Source organism: Vibrio alfacsensis (genome assembly GCF_019670485.1).
GTDB classification, from domain to species: domain Bacteria; phylum Pseudomonadota; class Gammaproteobacteria; order Enterobacterales; family Vibrionaceae; genus Vibrio; species Vibrio alfacsensis.
Map to the genome: position 1 here is coordinate 3,017,439 of NZ_AP024165.1, position 17,766 is coordinate 3,035,204.

The 17,766-nt window shown below is 45.2% G+C and carries 16 protein-coding genes and 1 riboswitch; of the genes, 5 read left to right on the plus strand and 11 right to left on the minus strand.

Annotation, left to right across the window (positions count from 1 at the left end):
- Positions 1-6 precede the first annotated feature (6 nt).
- Together VA249_RS13925 and VA249_RS13930 are read right to left on the minus strand one after the other, a co-directional pair.
- Positions 7-690 (minus strand): adenine nucleotide alpha hydrolase, encoded by a 684-nt coding sequence (locus VA249_RS13925; protein WP_221068317.1) that lies wholly within the window; start codon positions 688-690, stop codon positions 7-9.
- Between the two features lie 83 nt (positions 691-773).
- Positions 774-2,648, minus strand: coding sequence for a TonB-dependent receptor domain-containing protein (locus tag VA249_RS13930; RefSeq protein ID WP_221068320.1), 1,875 nt, complete (start codon positions 2,646-2,648; stop codon positions 774-776).
- A 55-nt stretch (positions 2,649-2,703) separates the two neighbouring features.
- Positions 2,704-2,904, minus strand: a riboswitch (cobalamin riboswitch).
- Between the two features lie 183 nt (positions 2,905-3,087).
- On the opposite strand from VA249_RS13930, the gene trmA reads away from it, so the two are divergent.
- On the plus strand, positions 3,088-4,197 hold the full coding sequence (gene trmA, locus VA249_RS13935) for a tRNA (uridine(54)-C5)-methyltransferase TrmA (RefSeq protein WP_221068321.1): 1,110 nt from the start codon (positions 3,088-3,090) through the stop codon (positions 4,195-4,197).
- A 65-nt stretch (positions 4,198-4,262) separates the two neighbouring features.
- Here trmA and VA249_RS13940 read toward each other — a convergent pair whose 3' ends face one another.
- Both VA249_RS13940 and fabR read right to left on the minus strand, forming a co-directional pair.
- Positions 4,263-4,628, minus strand: a complete 366-nt coding sequence (locus VA249_RS13940) for a YijD family membrane protein (RefSeq protein ID WP_128809884.1) — start codon at positions 4,626-4,628, stop codon at positions 4,263-4,265.
- Positions 4,628-5,269, minus strand: a complete 642-nt coding sequence (gene fabR, locus VA249_RS13945) for an HTH-type transcriptional repressor FabR (RefSeq protein ID WP_005430912.1) — start codon at positions 5,267-5,269, stop codon at positions 4,628-4,630. The genes VA249_RS13940 and fabR overlap by 1 nt, the downstream gene beginning before the upstream one ends.
- Positions 5,270-5,559: 290 nt before the next feature.
- Between fabR and sthA the strand changes: the two genes are divergently transcribed.
- Positions 5,560-6,960 (plus strand): Si-specific NAD(P)(+) transhydrogenase, encoded by a 1,401-nt coding sequence (gene sthA / locus VA249_RS13950; protein ID WP_038884855.1) that lies wholly within the window; start codon positions 5,560-5,562, stop codon positions 6,958-6,960.
- A gap of 68 nt (positions 6,961-7,028) precedes the next feature.
- Here sthA and dinF read toward each other — a convergent pair whose 3' ends face one another.
- The 3 genes from dinF to lexA all read right to left on the minus strand — a co-directional run bounded on the left by dinF (position 7,029) and on the right by lexA (position 10,050).
- Positions 7,029-8,372, minus strand: a complete 1,344-nt coding sequence (dinF, locus tag VA249_RS13955; protein ID WP_221068322.1) for an MATE family efflux transporter DinF — start codon at positions 8,370-8,372, stop codon at positions 7,029-7,031.
- Positions 8,373-8,427: 55 nt separating this feature from the next.
- Positions 8,428-9,222 carry a class I SAM-dependent methyltransferase gene (locus VA249_RS13960; RefSeq protein ID WP_221068323.1) on the minus strand — a complete coding sequence of 265 codons (795 nt, stop codon included), beginning with the start codon at positions 9,220-9,222 and terminating at the stop codon, positions 8,428-8,430.
- A 207-nt stretch (positions 9,223-9,429) separates the two neighbouring features.
- Entirely contained in the window at positions 9,430-10,050 is a 621-nt protein-coding gene (gene lexA, locus VA249_RS13965) for a transcriptional repressor LexA (RefSeq protein ID WP_128809880.1), read from the minus strand.
- Positions 10,051-10,418: 368 nt separating this feature from the next.
- On the opposite strand from lexA, the gene plsB reads away from it, so the two are divergent.
- Both plsB and VA249_RS13975 read left to right on the plus strand, forming a co-directional pair.
- Positions 10,419-12,845 carry a glycerol-3-phosphate 1-O-acyltransferase PlsB gene (gene plsB / locus VA249_RS13970; RefSeq protein WP_221068324.1) on the plus strand — a complete coding sequence of 809 codons (2,427 nt, stop codon included), beginning with the start codon at positions 10,419-10,421 and terminating at the stop codon, positions 12,843-12,845.
- Positions 12,846-12,980: 135 nt separating this feature from the next.
- Positions 12,981-14,417 carry an IS1182 family transposase gene (locus VA249_RS13975; protein ID WP_221067583.1) on the plus strand — a complete coding sequence of 479 codons (1,437 nt, stop codon included), beginning with the start codon at positions 12,981-12,983 and terminating at the stop codon, positions 14,415-14,417.
- A gap of 130 nt (positions 14,418-14,547) precedes the next feature.
- Here the strand turns inward: VA249_RS13975 and ubiA are convergent, their stop codons facing one another.
- Positions 14,548-15,402, minus strand: coding sequence for a 4-hydroxybenzoate octaprenyltransferase (gene ubiA / locus VA249_RS13980; RefSeq protein ID WP_211915760.1), 855 nt, complete (start codon positions 15,400-15,402; stop codon positions 14,548-14,550).
- A complete protein-coding gene (locus VA249_RS13985) occupies positions 15,403-15,942 on the minus strand; it encodes a chorismate lyase (protein ID WP_221068325.1) in 540 nt (179 codons plus the stop codon).
- Between the two features lie 153 nt (positions 15,943-16,095).
- On the opposite strand from VA249_RS13985, the gene VA249_RS13990 reads away from it, so the two are divergent.
- Entirely contained in the window at positions 16,096-16,506 is a 411-nt protein-coding gene (locus VA249_RS13990) for a flagellar basal body-associated protein FliL (RefSeq protein ID WP_128809876.1), read from the plus strand.
- A gap of 73 nt (positions 16,507-16,579) precedes the next feature.
- Here the strand turns inward: VA249_RS13990 and glpG are convergent, their stop codons facing one another.
- Together glpG and glpE are read right to left on the minus strand one after the other, a co-directional pair.
- Positions 16,580-17,422, minus strand: a complete 843-nt coding sequence (gene glpG / locus VA249_RS13995) for a rhomboid family intramembrane serine protease GlpG (protein WP_221068326.1) — start codon at positions 17,420-17,422, stop codon at positions 16,580-16,582.
- Positions 17,422-17,742, minus strand: a complete 321-nt coding sequence (glpE, locus tag VA249_RS14000; RefSeq protein ID WP_128809874.1) for a thiosulfate sulfurtransferase GlpE — start codon at positions 17,740-17,742, stop codon at positions 17,422-17,424. Before glpE ends, glpG begins: the two co-directional genes overlap by 1 nt.
- Positions 17,743-17,766 lie beyond the last annotated feature (24 nt).

A 17,766-nucleotide genomic window follows, 5' to 3' on the forward strand; every position in this document is an offset into this window, starting at 1 on the left:
TACTGGTTAGATTTGTTTTGGCAATGCTTTGGCTTGGTATCTTTGATGACTGAATCGCTCCCCTATTTCCACTTCAAGCTTAGTCAATTCTATATATCCTTGAAATGATGGGGTTGATGTCACCAATGTATGGAATTCGCCATCTTCTCCGCAGGGATCAATATGACCGGGCAATGACTCAATCAGCGCTTTGTCATACCAACGTCCACACCACTCGGGCTGCAACACGTCTCCATCGGTGGTAATCAGCATGGCTTGAATACCACGTTCGACAATTTCAAATGCTAATGTTCTGCTTTCTTCCCCCAGTAATGGGAATACGCATTCCCAACCAGCAGGTTCAATATAGCTGCGTCGATAATCAGCAATACCATTGCAAAACATATCACCAAACGCGACGGCTTCTACATTCAGCCCACTACTTTGTAGTGCATTCACGATAGTCGATTGATAAATGTCGTTACTCGGGAAGACTTCAGGCAGTTCAATAGGAATGAGCGGAAGACCAAGTAAATCCGCCTGCATTTGCACAACCTCTAGCGGCGTTGCTTGGAAAGGCACTTCTTTATCCACATAAGTGGTGTAGAGGCCAACGATTTTATAGTGCGGGTTTTCGTTTAGTCGCTCTAACGTTAGCGTGGAGTCTTTTCCACTCGACCAGCTGATCACGACACGTTTTGCTTTTGTCATTAACTTTCCTCGTTACCTATTTCCACCAGCTTCTTTATTCACAATAAGAAAGACCGCCGATGTGGCGGTCTCGCTTGGCTTGATTAAAAGCGGTAGTCTGCCGAGACAAAGTACTGACGGCCAGGGGTCGCGTAACCTGAGTACATCTCGTAGTCTTTATCGAAAGCGTTACTTAGCTTCGCATTAATATCCCAGCTTGGGTTTACAGCGTAAGAAGCAGTAAAGTTCCATAGGCTGTAGCTAGGCAGTCTGATGTTGCCATTAAAGCGTTCACCTTGGTAAAGATACTGCGAGCCCAACGTCCATTGGCCAAACGTCGCGTAAGCATTCCACTTAGCACCACGCTTGGAGCGGTAAGCGAGTTGTGTATCTTCTGCGCCAGATTTATCAACGGGATCTTTGTAGTCTAAGTAGAACTCGTGAGAAACAATATCTGTATCGAATTTCACCTCTAGTTCGACACCTTTGATCTCTGCTTCACCGACATTTTGCATGCCTGCACCTTCCCAGATCAGCATGTTTTCAATTTGGTTGTAGTAACCCGTCACCGTCCAATCAACAATTGAGACAGCTCCCGATAGCGACAGCTCAGTATTTTCTGACTCTTCTGGTTTTAGGTTTGGCATTTCATAGCCAGGGTAATACAAATCAACAAAGCTCGGTGCACGGAAGGCGGTACCATGACTCAGCGTCAATTCATAACCTTGGTAAAACGTCCAACCCGCAGCAGTTTGCCACGTGGTGTTGTTACCAAACTGGTTGTTGTCGTCATTACGTACACTTGCTTCTAACGTCCATACGTCATAAGCGTATTGAGCAATGGCGCTTATACCAAAGTTGGTTCTTGGGTTCTTTTCTGGATCGTAACTCTGGGAAGGTCCCCAATCACTTGGTGCAATGTAGCCCTTAGCGAGCTTTTCTGTGCGGTAGTCCAAGCCACCACCAACGCTCAACTCTTCGTTTACGCTGTACGAGTTCAACCAAATCGCATTGAACTGTTCAATGGCAACGTGATCGCCGGTTGATTTGCTTTGACCTGATTTATGGTCATAGTTGTCTTGTTGGCCGTAAGCCAGTTTCAATTCTGATGAGTAAACGTCTTTGTTGTACTCCAACGATAGATCGGCGCCGACATACTCTACTTCACCGGTTTTCTTTTCATGCTTATCGACTGTTCCCCATGTAGGGTTACCATAGTTACTGTTATCGTAATCGTACTCATTGTTGTAAGCACTCACCCCAACGTAACCAGATAAGTTGTCAGAAAAGTTTTGTTGGTAGCCTAGTTTTAGGTTGAGCGTTTCAAAGCCGTGCTCATCGCCATCATTCACCCCCGGCAACGGTTTCACATTGAAACCATCGGTTTTCTCGTAGCCTAGAACGCCTTTAAAGTGTTTTCCTTCACCGACCGGTTTAGAGACAACAAACGTGCCTTTTTTATGGTTATTTGAGCCGTAACCTGCAGACACTCGACTGGAATCGTCTTCAATAGCGGCACGAGTAATAATGTTGATTACACCAGAGATCGCTTCTGAACCATAGATAGAGGCACGTGCACCACGAATGTAGTCGATACGTTCGATAGAGTTGATTGGAAATTGGTTAAAGTCGATACCACCCATGATTGCACGAGGCATACGAACCCCATCAACCAAAACGAGTACTTGAGATGAGCTGCCACCTCGAACGTAGATGGATGCGGATTGACCACGCCCACCGTACTGGGCAACTTCAACACTCGGTAGTGTGCGGAACACATCAAACAAGCTATTTGCTTGAAGGCGTTTAATGTCTTCTTTTGTTACCGTTACGGTTTGTGCAAGAACTGCACCATCAATTTGCTTGAAGCGGTTGGCCGTCACCACAACGGTTTCATCTGCGGAAACTTCTTGAGCGTGTAAATAAAAGGTAGGTGAAAGCAGCGATGCACATGTGATCGCAAGAAAGGTTTTTCTCATTATGTTATCCTAAATCGCGTAGTTCCTACCGAGCCCTACTGATAAGTAGTCCAATGCTATGACTCGGGTGCTGGCAGGTATTCGGACTCAAGAGCAAGGCTTACACCACCTAATTACTCGACTTCCCACATAAACTAATGCAGTGTCTGATGAGCGTTCGTTCTCTTTTACCGCTGCGCGTCAGTTCTGGATTTTCACCAGATTCCCATTTCAGCCATCTAGATTGCTAGATAGCACCAGCTCGGGCAAATACTATTAAGCTATTGATTATTTGTCCAGCCAAGAATCCCCATCAAATGACTTATACTCTCGTTCATTTCTCGATCTACCGACGCAAAGCACACTATCTTTAAATCAATTGAGGTACAAAACTGGACATACTGTTGAGATTGAATAAAATCTGCGCTCTCAAATTGAATGCACCATAAAAGGTAAGATCATGGCTACTCTTGATGTAAACCCACAACGCTACCAAGAACAATTGGCTGAAAAAGTCGAACGTTTGACAGATATGTTCGCGCCATACAACGTGCCAGAACTTGAAGTGTTTGAATCCCCAGAGCAGCACTACCGTATGCGTGCTGAGTTCCGCGTTTGGCATGAGGGTGAAGATCTTTACTACATCATGTTCGACCAAGAAACTCGTGAAAAATACCGCGTTGACCAATTCCCTGCGGCAAGTCGTCTGATCAACGATTTAATGCCACTATTGGTTGAAGCAATGAAAGACAACGAATCGCTACGCCGCAAGTTGTTCCAAGTGGATTTCCTATCGACGTTGAGTGGTGAGGTTCTGGTTTCTTTGCTTTACCACCGTCAGCTTGATGATGAATGGATTGAAAACGCAAAAGCACTGAAGCAACGTCTAAATGATGAAGGCTTCAACCTAAATATCATCGGACGTGCACGTAAAATGAAAATCGTACTCGACCGCGACTACGTGATCGAGAAGCTAGACGTGAATGGCCAAAGCTATGTTTACCAGCAAGTTGAAAACAGCTTCACGCAGCCAAACGGCAAAGTAGCGGAGAAAATGCTGGAATGGGCAGTTGACTGTACGCAAGAGAGCACGGGTGACCTCCTTGAGCTTTACTGTGGTAACGGCAACTTCTCGCTCGCACTGGCACAAAACTTCGACCGTGTTCTAGCCACTGAGCTAGCCAAGCCATCTGTGGTTTCTGCACAATACAACATTGCTGCGAACGAGATTGATAACGTACAAATTCTACGCCTATCGGCTGAAGAGTTTACCCAAGCGATCGAAGGCAAACGTGAATTCCGTCGCCTACAGGATGCGGGGGTAGATTTGAAGAGCTACAACTGCAACACCATCTTTGTGGATCCACCACGCTCGGGTATGGATGTCGACACTTGTAAGATGGTGCAAGGTTACGAGCGCATCATGTACATCTCTTGCAATCCAGAAACACTGAAAGAGAACTTGGACATTCTATGCGAAACCCACAACGTGACACGCTTTGCGTTGTTTGACCAATTCCCTTATACGCATCACATGGAAGCTGGCGTGTTACTAGAGCGTAAAGCATAAACCACCAGCGTAAGACATAAAAAAAGCGAGCTCTGTAGCTCGCTTTTTTGTTGGATTCACTTGGCTTATTCAGCGGTGGTCTTCTTATCCATAAAGCCTAGCTTTTTACCAATCCATGCCATTAGAATCATTGAAACTAAAATAGCAAAGAAGTTAGAGCCTGCTTCTGGATATTGCGCTTTAATAAACGCAGAGTGTCCAAATGCACCTACGAAGAAACACGCTAGACCGACTAGCGGGATGTCTTCAGATACTGGGTTGTTAAGATATTCTTGGTACAATGATTGTACTGCAAGTACGAGGGCAATCAGAGGGAAGATTGAGAAAGATACTTCACTCATGGTTAACCATGACAACAAAGCATCACCACACATACCTGCAACCAGTGCCAAAATCAGCGTTTTCTTTTCAGATTTATTTCCATTCGACATTATTCTATCCCGCCTTTTAATCGGTTACGTTCACGTTCTTTGCGATACCAATAGGCCCCTTTGGCTATCATTCGCAATTGCATGATCAATCGCTCGGCGAGTTCATCGCGCTCACGTCGATCTAAATCTAAAGCTTCCGCACCAGAGCTAAACACCAAAGTCACCGACGCTTCTGCTTGAGTAAACGCCTCTTCTTTAGTCATGCCAGTGCTCATTAAGTATTCGGTTAATTCTGCCGCAAAATGCTGAATTTCTCGAGCCACGGCAGTACGAAATTCAGAAGAAGTACCAGAGCGCTCACGCAGCAATAAACGGAAAACATTAGGACTACTTTCGATGAATTCCATAAAGGTTTCAACTGAAGTTCGAATTACGCTGCCTTCTTTGACAATACGCTGACGGGCTTGACGCATCAATTGACGTAACAATAGCCCTCCCTCATCAACCATGGTTAAGCCTAGCTCATCCATGTCTTTGAAGTGGCGATAAAAAGAAGTCGGCGCAATTCCTGCCTCTCTAGCCACTTCTCGCAAGCTAAGATTAGAAAAGCTGCGGTCCGCACTGAGTTGATTAAATGCCGCATCGATCAATGATCGACGTGTTTTTTCTTTTTGCTGTGCGCGGATTCCCATCGACTTCATTCTTAAACTGACTCTTTTCTATTGGGTACGAGAGCATCAATATAACGCATATCACCCCCACGTATAAAGCAACGTTATCTTCAGATAGGCGGCGAGCACGTTACTATTGGAATAGCTTGTACTGCAATCTCCTCGATTCAAATAATAGACATGCAGCATACCAAATAGTTCTTTTGTCTCATTCTGCGTGATCACTTCCACTCTCTAGCAGGCCTATTATATTCCGAACATAGGAAATGAGTTAAAATACCGCTACAGCAATGTTAAGCAAATATAACTAGGAAGACATCATGGCACATGCTAATCACTATGACGTGATCGTAATTGGTAGTGGTCCCGGAGGAGAGGGGGCCGCAATGGGTTTAACCAAAGCCGGTCTGAATGTTGCCATCGTAGAAAAGGAAAGCAGCGTTGGAGGCGGTTGCACGCACTGGGGAACCATACCATCCAAAGCTTTGCGTCATGCGGTTAGCCGAATCATTGAGTTCAACAGCAATCCGTTGTTCTGTCGTAATAACACCAGCCTCCATGCAACATTTTCTGACATTTTAGGTCATGCAAAGTCGGTTATTGATAAACAAACTCGGTTACGTCAGGGCTTTTATGATCGTAACTCATGCACACTTTTGTTTGGCACTGCACGTTTTATCGATAACTACTCTATCGCCGTTATGCAAAGTGACGGTACGGAAGAAGTGTACTCTGCGGATAAATTTGTTATCGCGACAGGTTCTCGCCCTTACCAACCTAATGACGTCGACTTCTTACACGAGCGTATTTACGACAGCGACTCTATCTTGAGCTTAAAACACGACCCTCGCCACATCATCATTTACGGAGCTGGGGTGATCGGTTGTGAATACGCCTCAATCTTCCGCGGCTTAGGCGTAAAAACCGATCTGATTAACACACGTGACCGTCTGCTCTCTTTCCTTGATAACGAAGTCTCCGATGCGCTTTCTTACCACTTCTGGAACAGTGGAGTGGTGATTCGTAACGATGAAACGTTCGAAAAAATCGAGGGGACCGAAGATGGCGTCATCGTGCATCTTCAATCTGGTAAGAAGATGAAAGCAGACTGCCTGCTTTATGCCAATGGCCGAACCGGTAACACTGACAAACTCAACCTACCTGCCGTTGGTTTAGAAAGCGACTCTCGCGGGCAACTTAAAGTGGATGGTAACTACCGCACTGAAGTCGAACACATTTATGCAGTTGGGGATGTGATTGGCTATCCTAGCCTAGCAAGCGCCGCTTATGACCAAGGTCGTTTCGTGGCACAAGCCATCACGAAAGGACAAGCTGACGGTAACCTGATTGATGATATCCCGACGGGCATCTACACCATTCCAGAAATCAGCTCAGTGGGTAAAACCGAGCAAGAACTGACAGCAGCAAAAGTGCCTTACGAAGTAGGACGCTCTTCGTTCAAGCATCTAGCTCGTGCGCAGATTGCAGGTAAAGACATCGGCAGCTTGAAAATCCTCTTCCATCGCGAAACCAAAGAGATTCTAGGTATTCACTGCTTTGGTGAGCGCGCTGCGGAAATCATCCACATCGGTCAGGCCATCATGGAGCAAAAAGGCGAAGCCAATACGATTGAATACTTCGTCAATACCACCTTTAACTATCCGACGATGGCAGAAGCGTATCGCGTAGCGGCACTGAACGGTTTGAACCGATTATTCTAATTCAATTGGGTTGCCATGATCCAAAAGCGAAAACAGCAGGTTTCGACCTGCTGTTTTTTTATGTGTAACTAGGCAAGAAAGCTTCCCTTGCGCCATTGATAGAAGAAGATAGCGCCAAGTCCAATCCCTCGCATTGCCATGAAACTGGTCATCGCAAACCATAGTGCATGGTTTTGCCAGCCAGAGAACAAAAAGAAAATCGCAAAGAAACAGCAAGTCGCCACAAACATACTGTTCCGCATGTCTTTACCTTTGGTGGCACCAACAAAAATGCCATCAAACAGGAAGCACCACATTGATGCCAATGGCATGACCACCAGCCATGGTAAATATACCGAAGCTTGCTGCTGCACTGCATCAATCGAAGTGATCATGGCGATCAAGTGCGATCCCGCAAAACCAAATGCCGCTGTCAAACCTAAACAGATGATCAAACTCCAGAAGAAAGTCCCCATTAACGATGCGCTGAGCTGAGCTCGGTCTTTGGCTCCAATGGCTTTCCCTACCATAGCTTCCATGGCGTAAGCAAAGCCATCCATACCGTAGGAAATCATCATCAAAAAGCTCATCAATACTGCATTGGCCGCAACCACATCATCTCCAAAGCTCGCACCTTGGAAAGTCATAAAGCTGAACGTGGCTTGCAAACAAAGCGAACGTAAAAAAATATCACGGTTGAGTTTTACAAACCGCCCGATCCCATGCTGGGTATCTGCCAGTAAACTTTTCGGTGATGGTAGTTGACGTGCTTGCCACGTTTTCCACACACACAGCAAGCCAAACGCCATGCCTGAGTAATCAGCTATCACAGACGCTAGCGCTGCCCCTTCGACTTTCCAACCCAAACCAATCACAAACAATAAATCGAGCGCGATATTGGTCACGTTGGTGATGATCACCATCCACATTGGGGCTTTGGAGTTTTGTGTTCCGAGCAACCAGCCCAACAACACAAAGTTCATCAGTGCTGCGGGGGCGCTCCATACACGAATGGAGAAATATTGCATGCCGTAGTGCTTCACTTCAGCACTGGCATCACTCCACCCAAAGATCAGATCCGCGATTGGGTTGTGGGCAATGAGAAAGACTAACGCGAATAGCAAGGCCATGAGTGAGCCTTGCATAAACACCAAAGCGAGTTGTTTTCGGTCTTCAGCACCATAGGACTGCGCCGCTAATCCTGTAGTCGACATACGTAAGAAGCCAAGCAACCAAAACGTCACACTAATCATGGTACTGCCCAACGCAACGCCGCCCAGATACCAAGCGTGTTCAAGGTGACCGATCACCGCAGCGTCAACCAAGCCTAATAGCGGGACAGTAATATTCGACAGCACCATCGGGATAGCGAGCGCTAATACTTGGCGATGCACTTGAGGATTCGATAAAGGAGAGAAGATAGAGTTTGTCACAGGCACCTCGTTATTTAGATCTGCGAGTGTACCTGAGTGATTAACGACTAGCCAATTACCACTTGATGTGAATGAGGACCGGCGTCAGGCGATGCTTCAACATTGGGATCTTGTTTAGCCAACGTTGCCATGCTTTCCAGCGTGAGCAGAATCGGTCGAAAGGTGAGAACGCTTTGACCCATTGCGACCATGGAAGCCATTGCAATATTTGTTCTGCCGGAGCTTCAAACCCATGCGAATAAGTATCCGAACCAAGCTTTTGACCCCATTTACTTTCGGTTAAGTCACCCGCTAACACCATACACACTTCTGCAGAAACAAAATGACGCCCTAGTGTTTGAATAAAAGTGGCAACTTGAGCTTCATCGCAATCAAGTAAAGCCATCTCACACAAAATCAAAACTGGTGCTTTATCTGGAATACGCAGTTCATCTAACCAACTCATGTCTTCTACGCTGCCACATCGATGTTCATAACGTTCGTTTTTGTGGAACAAACGCTGACGCCAAACCAAATTCTCGGTGATGTCCAATTCAACCCAATGACAACGACCATTGTCCAAACGGTAGAAACGTGTATCTAAACCTGCACCAACATTGATGATCCAAGCGTCTGAGTATTGGTGAAGAAAATGACTCACCTGTTGATCACACAACTGAGTTAAGGTCACGTGTAGCAATTGCTTCTGATCGACATCGCCACTGATACAGCCTGGAGCCATCTTGCAGCTCAAGCATGCCTTTGCCGCAATCGGATCGTACACCAAGCCGTTATCAACTAAGCTTTCGCGACTGCGCAAAAACAACGGTTTCAGCAGATGATTGGGTACGTGATGTTGAGGCTTGGACATGGGCATTTCCCTGCGCCGATAAGAAAATGATAAGACAGAATTAGATGATAATAAATCTCAATATCACTTGCAAGTTTTAACAGCACTATCCAACCCTAGCTCAGAGTGAGTGCAATAAGCTTTGAAAGGAATAAAAAAAGAAATAGAGCAGAAAACATAAAGCCCAACGGAGAGCTGGGCTTTATTAGAGTACTTGAGGCTAGAAACTTACATCCAGTCGGTGTTGCGAATAATGCCAACCGCAAGACCTTCAATCGTCAGATGTTGTGACGTTAAATCGACTTGGATTGGTGAAAACGCTTCGTTCTCCGCGTGCAGCAGTACAGTAGAACCTTTACGCTCTAGACGCTTCACCGTCACATCATCATCGACACGAGCAACCACAACTTGACCGTCGCGCACATCTTGGGTTTTGTGCACAGCCAGCAAGTCGCCATCCATGATACCGATGTCTTTCATACTTTCGCCGTTTACGCGAAGTAGGAAGTCAGCTTTCGGTTTAAACATCGCAGGATCCACTTGGTAGTGAGATTCCACATGTTCTTGAGCCAGAATCGGCTCACCAGCAGCAACCTGACCAATCAAAGGTAGTCCTTGATCGTCGTTCGCCGCATCTTCAAGTAAGATTCGGATCCCACGAGATGCGCCTGGAATAATTTCAATCGCTTGTTTACGAGCAAGCGCTTTGAGGTGTTCTTCTGCGGCATTCGCAGAGCGGAAGCCAAGCTCACGCGCAATCTCTGCACGAGTTGGTGGCATTCCAGTATCTTCAATTTTGCTTTTAATCAAATCGAAGACTTGTTGTTGGCGTGGCGTTAACGGCTTCATATGTCACCTGTCTTTTTATACAGTTAACTGTGAGTATATCCAGTAAATGAACAAATGAAAACCCAATTGGTTGTTTTTTAATTTATTTGCCCTGCTTTCTGAACTCCACCACAAACTTCACATAAGCCTGCGTTTTAAACACATCTCCCATGCACTGTCTAATAAAAACAACAACCTATTAGTACGACTAATTTACAATCAATAAAATTAAAAGGTTTGACCAGTTTCTGGTATCCTTGCACCGCTTAAATTTTATCGCCTAGGCTTATTTCTATAGCCGTAACTATTCCTTTAATTACTGATGATAGGAAAGCGGACACAGAAATAAGGTTAGGCTTGTTTGAATACCTATTGAGGCAGTGAACTTTATGTCTTCTGGACAATCATTTTCACGTTCATTACTAAAACTACCTTTATCGGTAATGGTAAAGGGCACCACAATCCCATCAAATCCGATTGATGATCTTAATATCGACATCACTAAGCCGATTGTATACGCCTTACCATTTCGCTCGAACGTGGATTTGCTGACATTACAAAAACAAGCTCTGAGTCTTGGTCTACCTGACCCACTCAGTCCTTTAGAAATTAACGGCAAAACACTCAACCGTTTCGTATTCATTGCATCTCGCCCAACGGTGATGAGCGATGATAATCATGTACCAAGTGATTCTGTTTCGTTGTTCACCGAACTGCTTGAACTGCATAAACTCGATAGCGAACTTGATGTACAGATGATCCCAACAACCGTGTTGTGGGGACGTAAGCCTGGTAAAGAAGAAAACAGAAAGTCGTACCTACAACCAATGAACGGTCCACAAAAGGCGAAAGCGGTATTTACCGCTGGTCGAGACTGTTTGGTACGTTTTAGCCCAGTGGTTTCTCTGCGTTATATGGCAGATTCCCACGGTACTGACAGCGCCATTGCCCATAAGTTAGCGCGTGTCGCTCGTATCCACTTCTCACGTCAGAAGCTTGCGGCATCGGGGCCAAATTTACCTCAGCGCCAAGTACTGTTCGCACGTTTAATGAAATCACCAGCGATCGAAAAAGCGATTGAAGATGAAGCACAAAGCAAAAACATCTCTATTGATAAAGCACGCAAAGAAGCCCATGACATCATGGATGAAATTGCTGCTGACTTTTCATATGGCTTAGTGAAAAACGGCGATCGTATTCTTGGCTGGTTGTGGACTAAGCTGTACCAAGGTCTGCATATCAATAACGCTTCGACAGTTCGTCGCTTAGCACAAGATGGTCATGAGATCGTGTACGTACCATGTCACCGCAGTCACATGGACTACCTACTGCTTTCTTACGTTCTGTACCATGAAGGTATGGTACCGCCACATATTGCTGCAGGTATTAACCTAAACTTCTTCCCTGCAGGCCCTATCTTCCGTCGTGGTGGTGCGTTCTTTATTCGCCGTAGCTTTAAAGGCAACAAGCTGTACTCAACCATTTTCCGCGAGTATCTATCGGAGCTGTTTGCTAAAGGTTACTCGGTTGAGTACTTCAGCGAAGGTGGTCGCTCACGCACTGGTCGTTTGCTACAAGCCAAAACGGGTATGTTGGCAATGACGATTCAAGCTATGCTGCGCGGTCTAAACCGTCCGGTAACACTCGTGCCTGTGTACATTGGTTACGAGCACGTAATGGAAGTGGGTACTTATGCCAAAGAACTTCGCGGCTCACGCAAAGAGAAAGAAAACGCAGGCCTTGTGCTACGTACTCTGCGCAAGCTACGCAACTTTGGGCTTGGCTACGTCAACTTCGGTGAACCAATTCAGCTAAACCAATACCTGAATGAACATGCGCCAGAGTGGACGAAAGACATCGACCGCATGGGTGGTAGCAAACCACAATGGATGAACCCGGTGGTAAATGACCTCGCCAATAAGATGATGACACACATTAATGATGCCGCTGCAACAAACGCGCTGACTTTGTGTGCAACAGCGCTATTGTCTTCTCGTCAACGTGCATTATCACGTGACTCTCTGATCAATCAAATTGACTGCTACTTGAAGTTACTGAAGAACAATCCTTACTCTCGCACATCAACCGTGCCGAGTGAAACTGCAGAAGAGTTAGTGGATCACGCGATCTCTCTCGATAAGTTTGTGATTGAAACCGATACTATGGGAGACATCATTTCACTGGATCGTAGCCAGTCGATTTTGATGACTTACTACCGCAACAACATCATTCACTTATTCGCTCTACCGTCATTGATTGCTCAGATGCTTATTCGTCAGCGCAACTTGTCCGTAGAGAAGATTCAAGAGAATGTCGCTCAGATCTACCCATTCCTGAAAAAAGAACTGTTTCTAAGCTACAAAGAAGAGGAGTTAGACGAGCTAGTAATTAAGGTGCTCAATGAGTTTGCCGAGCAGAAGATGATCAACTTAGATGGTGACAAACTGGAAATCAACCAGTCTAACAACCAGCCATTGGTGTTGCTTGGTCGCACAATCACAGAAACATTGCAACGTTACTCTATTGCCATGAACCTTTTGGTTGCAGACCAAGATCTAGGTAAATCAGACCTTGAGCAGAAGAGCCAAGACATTGCACAACGTTTAGGTCGTTTGCACGGCATCAATGCGCCTGAGTTTTTCGACAAAGGTGTGTTTACTGCGATGTTTAACACTCTCAAAGAACAGAAGTACTTAGATAGCAATGGCGACTGTGACCTTGAGAAAACACAGCAATTAGCCAAACTGCTGTTCACTCTACTTTATCCAGAAGTGAAGTTAACCATCGAAGAAAGTATCCACCAGCTTCAAGCATAAATGACTTAAGCTCGATACGAGATTCATTACAAACAGAAAAGGCATCCAACTGGATGCCTCAGACTGCTGACAAAGGTCTAGCTTTCAAGCTAGACCTTTGATCTAATAGGGGTATCGAAATATGGATACTCCGACATGCTTCAAGAACCGACTCCGCAACAATACGAACTGGAAATGGTAACGATGGAACAGTTGGTTCCTAAAGACCATTTAGTGCGTAAAATCGATAATGCTATCGACTTTGAATTCATTCGTGATGAAGTCGCTCATCTTTATTGTAAAGATAATGGGCGTCCACCTGTTGACCCTGTTCGTCTCTTCAAAATCATCTTACTTGGCTACATCTTTGGCATAAAAAGTGAGCGTCAGCTCGTTAAAGAAATTGAAGTGAATGTCGCTTACCGTTGGTTCTTACGGATGTCATTAACAGAGAAAGTCATTCACGCATCTACTCTCAGCCAAAACCGCATTCGTCGCTTTAATGGCACGGATGTATTCGAACGTATTTTTATTAATATCGTAGAGCAAGCCATATCGAAAGGTTTGGTCGCGGGTCAAGAGCTCTTTACGGACAGTACTCATCTCAAAGCGAACGCCAACAAGAATAAACACACCAATAAAGTCACGGCGGTTCGCGCGAGTGCCTATCTTGATATGCTGGATGAAGACGTCACGTTAGACCGAGAAATAGCGGGCAAGAAGCCGCTTAAGGCTCGCGGATCAGAGTCAAAAACAAAGAATACTAAAACCAGTACTACTGACCCAGAGAGTGGCTTCATGACTCGTGATAATAAGCCACAAGGCTTCTTCTATCTCGACCATAGAACCGTTGATGGTCAACACGGAATTATCCTCGATACCTATACCACTGCAGGTAACATCAATGACTCACAACCTTACGTTCAACGCTTAGATTACACGCTTGCCACATTCCAATTGAACCCGATAGCTGTTGGACTGGATGCAGGCTACTTTACCGCCCCAGTGGCGGAGTCACTTGAACGTCGAGGTATTCTTGGCGTGTTCGGTTATCGACGCCCATCGAGAACGAAAAATACATTCAAAAAGAAACACTTTACTTACGACGCACAAAGAGACAGCTACCAATGCCCGAATGGTCAGGAGTTGCTTTATAAAACCACATCACGTGATGCCTACCGAGAATACCATTCAGACCCCAAAGAGTGTGCGTTCTGTCCAATGAGGAATGACTGCACTCAAAGCAAAAACATGAAGAAAGTGATTGCTCGGCATATCTATAGCGATGCAGTAGAGAGAGCAAATCAAATGCGGCTCTCTTCCTACGGAAAAAAGACTTATCGACGTCGAAGTGAAACCGTAGAACGGAGCTTCGCAGACGCCAAGCAACATCATGGTCATCGTTATGCTCGCTTTCGAGGTCTAGCCAATGTGCAAATGCAATGTTGGTTGGCAGCAGCAGCTCAAAACATCAAGAAGATAGCGTTGGTGATGAGTTATCTACGAAAAATGGGCTTAAACATGGCAGAAATAAGGCAAATACTTGCTTCTGTATGCCTATGTAATGAATGGAAACTTCTGCGCACGATATAACAAAAAATATCGCGATCGCGACCTACGGTCGCTTCCAAAAAAGAACCCCGCTTAAAAAGCGGGGTTCGTCATCAATCTGAGGCATCCAACTGGATGCCTTTTTGATACCTGTGACCATGATTCGGTTGGTTTACCAAAATGCAATAAACAACCCTAATGCTACGACCATTCCTACATAGTTGTTATTGAGGAACGCTTTAAAACATAGATCACGATCTCGGTGACGAATTAAGTGCTGCTGATAAACAAACAAAGACGCCGCGACCAAAATCATCCAATAATAACTTTGACCAAGTTCGTAATGTTGACCAAGCAACACAAGCATTGCGAGTGTCACTAACTGCAATACGCCAATCACCAATTTATCATGGCGACCAAACAAAATAGCCGTAGACTTAATGCCAATTTTTAAATCGTCATCGCGATCGACCATGGCATACTGAGTGTCGTAAGCAATGGTCCATAAAGCGTTAATCGCAAATACAAACCACACGATCCATGGCAACTCACCCGTTTGAGCCGCCCAAGCCATTGGGATCGCCCAACTAAACGCTAAACCCAGAAAGAGCTGAGGCAAATGGGTATAACGCTTCATAAATGGGTAAATGAAAGCCAAAACAATACCAGCAAAAGAAAGCTGAATCGTCAGTGGGTTCATCGTAAGAACCAATAAGAACGAACTGGCAGCCAGCAACAAAAACAAACCAATGGCTTCTTTTGAGGTCACTTTGCCTGATGGTAAAGGACGTTGCTTAGTACGTTTTACATGACCATCGACTTTGCGATCCGCGAAGTCATTAATCACGCACCCTGCACTTCGCATTAAAAATACACCCAATACAAAGACCACCAGAACATCCCAACTGGGCATACCTTGGGCGGCAATGACAAGGGCCCAAACTGTCGGCCACAATAGTAAGAGTGATCCTATTGGGCGGTCCATTCGCATCAGTTGCCAATATGCTTTGGCTTTATCTGCGGACATTTACACTTTCTCCTTAGCGTAAACTGGGGAATTAGGTAAGAATAACTCAGCCACTAACATCGGTTTGTGATTCATCCACAATCTAGAGCGGCGCGCTAAAAAACGACCTTGTGGCAAGCTTGCCCATCCCACTTGTAATGCATCACGCTCAACGTTGTCTGCACTAAATACGGTGAGTCCAAGCGGTATATCACCTTGCTGAGCTAAGTCATATTGCTGATCGACTAACGTTGAACGAGGGATCAGTGTGCGTCCAATGACCCAATCTTTCTCATCACCACGCAGTACCACCTCTCTAAGGAGGCATTCTTGTTCAGATAATAACTGGCTTTCATTGCGTGTTAGTGTCTTCGCAGTGACGATCTGATTGTGCAGCAATTCAACTGTTAACTGTTTGCAGTGCTGGCTTAAACGGCGTGACAAAGATCCTTGTTCTTCAAGCCAATGCTTGGCGAATTCATTTGGAAATTCAAAAACTTCTGGGTTTTGCCACTCTACTTCCAATAACGAAGTTAGATAGAGTGATATCGGCTGATTCATACTAGTATTCAATTGGTGGCTTTATGCGTACAATAAAGCAACAACTTACCGTCTGATTGAAACGGTAAGTTCTGTTATTTGTTTTAGACGAATCATTGTACCAAGACTTAAGCGATTCGAATATCGTGATCCAGAGAAAGAAAAGTTAGAAATATGTACAAACGTTATGTAGGCCAAATTATTTTCGCGCTAAGTCTGCTGATATCGATGCCCACTTGGGCTGAAACAAAAGAGACTGAACCTCAACTCGCTTACTTCACTTTAGAACCAGACTTGACGACCAATTTTTATACCAAAGGTAAAAAGCTCGGTTATGTGCAAGTACGCATCGACATAATGGTCATGAGCCAACAAGATCTTGCGGTGGTAGAGCACCATCAACCATTAATTCGTGATGCCGTAGTAGAGCTACTTGGTAAACAAACCGAAGACACGATTAAGTCTCTATCGGGCCGAGAAGACCTACGCAAAACATTGGTAACGACACTCAACGAAACACTTCTACCAGAAACTGGCAAAACCATCATTGCCGATCTGCTGTTTACGAAGTATCTATACCAATAAGTTCCCATTGAAAGCTAAGGCCCATAAAACTAAAAGACCGCCGATGGGCGGTCTTTTTCTTCAAATCAAACGCTCAAGATGCGTGTTGGTATTTCTGCTTACCTGAATCAAATAAAGCAATCGCCATACCTGAAAGCAAGCCAGCCAAATGAGCCGTATTGGCAATAGCCATAAATGGTTGAACAAAGCCCAATACTAACCACACTAGCATAAAGACAATGATCGGCTTAGGCAGCGTTAAACCTAAATGTGGCAAGCGATAGCCAAGAATCCACAAGTAACCAAGAAGCGCATACACCACACCAGACAAGCCACCAAAGTTTGCCCCCTCAACATAAAACTGACCTGCACCAGACAGTGCTGCTGAGATAACAAAGATCTGCAATAACTTACCAGAGCCTAATCGGCGCTCAATATCGCCTCCCAACTGCCACCACCATAACAGGTTAAACACAATGTGTGTGACTGAGAAGTGTAGCAAAGCATGACTCACCCATCGCCATAACTGCCACTGCTGCCCTTCAAGGGCAGGAAAATGCAACAAAGCAAACACGCCATCGCCAAAACCGAACAACTGCAAAAAGTAGATAACGACACAAACAGCCATGACCAATAAAGTCACAGGCCCCGCTTTAGCTTTCACCATATCCATGATGCTTGGGCTCGAGTAATGGAATTTACTTTTACGAGTATCGGCAACGTCCCAAGAAGCAGCGCTGTATTTCGACGCAGACGGATTTTCTAAAAATTGCTTAAGTTCCGCTTCAACTTCAATTTCATACTGCGCGTCAGTGAGCCAAAGAGCAAACTGCCCATCTCCCTCTGGCATCATCTGGATATCAATTCGGCGTGATGCCATATAATCAATAAACGCTTGCGCCATACGTGGATTATTTAACGTTACCAATCTCTTCATTAACTTCTCACTATCGGTAGTTCTGCTCGTTGCCAGGCTTCAAAGCCACCATCCACACTGTACACCTGTTCAAAGCCTTGGTTAACCAAATATTGCGCAGCACCCTGGCTACTAATGCCGTGATAACACATAACAAGTACGGGTTGTTCGAACTCCACGTCGTCCATAAAGGAAACCATCGAATCATTGGTCAGGTGGAATGCTGACTCGGCATGTGCCACGGCAAAAGACTGAGGATCTCGGATATCGACAAGCCTTGCTTCACCTTGGTCGAGTAATGCCTGAGCACTTTGTACATCAATATGTTGAAACTGGTCCATTTACTTTCTCATTTCGTTTTCATT